We start from the raw sequence: 2,290 nt of genomic DNA on the forward strand, positions 1-2,290 counted from the left end.
GAACCCGGCCCGGCTCGGTGCTTTTCCGAACCCCATCTGTTTTTTCTGCCGCCATATCCGCTCACCCTTCACAGAACCAAATTCAGCACATAGCAAATATACCTGAACATACTTCAAGGTAAACTCATGCAAACCCCGATTCTGATCCTGATGAGCGCAATTGGCGTGATTGGCGCAAACTCCTTGCTGCTGTCGCCGGTGGTGACAGCCGTCAGTGACACCCTGAATGCCACCACGGCAGAAGTCATGCGCGCCGCCAGCGCCTATGGGCTGGGGGTGGCCGCCGCAGCCCTGCTGCTGGCGCCATTGGCAGACCGCATCGGCGCCGGGCGGCTGCTGCGCGCGGCGCTCTTGCTGCTGGCTGCAGGTCTGGCCGCCAGTGCCGCAGCGCCGGATGTCTGGATGCTGATGGCAGCACAGACGGTCTGCGGGCTGGCAGCAGGAGCTGCCCTGCCCTCGATCTACACGCTGGCGATGGTGATTGCCCCCAAGGGTCGTGAGGCGCGAGTTCTGGGTTATGTGCTGGCTGGCTGGACGGTGTCGATGGTGCTGGGCGTCAGCGTCAGCGCCTGGGCCACCGATCTGGTGGGCTGGCGCGCCGTCTACGGCGCGCTGGCGGGCGTGGCGCTGCTGCTGTGGGTTGCGGCGGCGCACTTACGCGGTGCGGGCAGCCCCAGCGGCCAGACAACCTCGCCGCTGACAGCGCTGCGAGTGCCTGGGATCACACGCGGTCTCTTGGCGACGGCGCTGCTGATGCTGGGTTTCTACAGCAGTTACTTCTTCACCGGCGCCCATATCACGCAAGTGCTGGGGCACAGCACCACTCAGGCCGGCCTGCTGCCGCTATTCTATGGCATCGGCTTTGGTCTGGCGGTGCTGATTGATCCGCTGCTGGACCGATTGGGGCTGGCGCGGGCAACACCGCCGGTGTTTCTGGGCGTCACTGCCAGCTATCTGCTGATGATGATCTGGGCAGACAGCTATCTGCTACTGTTGGGCCTCGCAGCACTGTGGGGGATCTGCCAGCATCTGGCGCTGAACCTGGTGGTGGCGCGGGTGACACAGCTGGACCCGCAGCAGCGCGGCGCCATCATGGGGTTGTTCAGCACCGTGACTTACATTTGCGTCTTCGCAGCTCCCTTTTCCGGTGCCGCGGCCTATGCTGGCTGGGGACTGGCGGGCTGCTTAACCGTCTCCGCCCTGCTATCGGCCTTCGCGGCGCTGGAAGCCTTGGGCTTGAAGCGCAAGAGGCTCAGCCCTGACGGTGCCCCGGCTTGACCGAGGGAATACGCGAGCGCCCGGTCTGCTGCAGAGGAGGCTGGGTGCCCTGATCCAGGCCTTGTCGGTGATTGGGACCTTGCCGCTTGCTGCGTTTGGCAACCGCGTTGATGCCTGCATTCACACCGGCGTTGACGGCGCGCCCCACCAGCCGGCGCAGCACCATGTTGATGATCCAGTTGATATTCATGGCGTCAGCCCTTTTCTGCCCTGCCCGCTATCTTAACCTCAAATTAAGACAATTCCGGGGCGCAGAACACCCCGGAGAATGACCTTGGCAGACACGATTACGTAAACCGTGTCCCAAGGCGTCACTCCTCGAACAGTTCTGCCTGTTCTTCCGGCTCTTCGTCGCCGTCGCCCCCCTGCCCCATAGGCAAGGCGCCGGGCGGCGGGCGGTTCTCCAGCAGGCCCGCGGCACGCAACTCTTTCAACCCCGGCAGATCGCGGGCACTTTCCAAACCGAAGTGATCCAGGAAGACCGGAGTCACCACAAAGGTCACGGGCCGGCCCGGCGTCATCCGGCGGCGGCCCAGGCGGATCCAGTCCATCTCCATCAACTGGTCGATGGTGCCTCGTGAGACCGACACGCCGCGGATCTCCTCGATCTCGGTGCGGGTCACCGGCTGATGATAGGCGACGATGGCAAGGGTTTCGATCGCGGCGCGGCTCAGCTTGCGCAGCTCGGTTGTTTCCTTTTGCATCAGGAAACCCAGATCAGGTGCAGTTCGGATCGCCCAGGCATCGCCCAGACGCACCACCCGCACGCCGCGGCCCTCGTAACGCTTGCGCAGATGCTCCACAGCTTCGCGCGGGTTGCAGCCATGCGGCATCCGCCCTTCCAGGTCGCGCAGCGTGACAGGCTCGGTGCTGGCAAACAGCACCGCCTCCACCATCCGTTCCTGCTCCGCCATCGGCGGCGCATCGAACAGCGTGTCGCTCTCTTCGCGGATGGGAGCGCCGTGGCTGTCCATAAGCTGGTCTTCCATCAGGTATCCTCGTTCAGGCTGCG

At 64.2% G+C, this 2,290-nt stretch carries 3 protein-coding genes; 1 reads left to right on the forward strand and 2 read right to left on the reverse strand.

Going from position 1 to position 2,290, the window contains the following annotated elements; translation table 11 throughout:
• Window positions 1-126: 126 nt before the first annotated feature.
• The gene (locus A2I95_RS32210; protein ID WP_291736382.1) at window positions 127-1,278 is read left to right on the forward strand and encodes an MFS transporter; all 1,152 of its coding nucleotides are present in this window, start codon (window positions 127-129) and stop codon (window positions 1,276-1,278) included.
• Here the strand turns inward: A2I95_RS32210 and A2I95_RS32215 are convergent.
• A complete protein-coding gene (locus A2I95_RS32215; protein WP_291736384.1) occupies window positions 1,253-1,468 on the reverse strand; it encodes a hypothetical protein in 216 nt (71 codons plus the stop codon). The genes A2I95_RS32210 and A2I95_RS32215 overlap by 26 nt on opposite strands.
• 121 nt (window positions 1,469-1,589) lie before the next feature.
• Window positions 1,590-2,267, reverse strand: a complete 678-nt coding sequence (gene scpB, locus A2I95_RS32220) for an SMC-Scp complex subunit ScpB (RefSeq protein ID WP_027258592.1) — start codon at window positions 2,265-2,267, stop codon at window positions 1,590-1,592.
• Window positions 2,268-2,290 lie beyond the last annotated feature (23 nt).

The organism is Leisingera sp. F5, assembly GCF_001593695.1.